Annotated in this window: 1 protein-coding gene; it reads left to right on the top strand. The window is 69.5% G+C overall.

Annotated elements, in window-relative coordinates:
* On the top strand, nucleotides 1-439 hold a 439-nt coding region (locus KVS69_RS18830; protein WP_217539495.1), incomplete at both ends, for a hypothetical protein.

Genomic DNA, 439 nt, shown 5'->3' with positions numbered 1-439 from the left:
TCGCGCATCCTCCGGCAGCAACATCCGCATGCGCTCACCGCAGAGCAGGCGCGCAATCGCGGCATCGTCGCCGACCCGGCGCGACCGGGCTGGCATCTGAGCCGCAAGGGCGGCCGCCTGCGCCACTACGTGCAGTTCAGTGGCCGCTATTTCCGGGTGCGCATGCGCCAACTGGACGAGTTCACCCAACGGCTTTCGCTGTACCTGCCCCGCGCGTCCGGGGCAGGCCGCCTGAGTCCCTGGGGGCGGCTGGCGCACCGCATCGCTGACATCCGGCAGTCGCTGCCTGCGCACGAGCACCGCTTCATGACCCAGGCCGAGTTCAATGTCGAGTACCGAGGCATGCCCAGTCTGGAGGCGGCGGAGGTGTACGAAAGTGCGATCCAGCACGCCGGCCGGCTGCGCCTCAGCCAACTGCAGCGCGCGGCCATCCGAAGCT

This window comes from Stenotrophomonas sp. GbtcB23 (assembly GCF_019091045.1).
Taxonomy (GTDB): domain Bacteria; phylum Pseudomonadota; class Gammaproteobacteria; order Xanthomonadales; family Xanthomonadaceae; genus Stenotrophomonas; species Stenotrophomonas rhizophila_A.
This window is presented reverse-complemented; position numbering and strand designations above follow the sequence as displayed.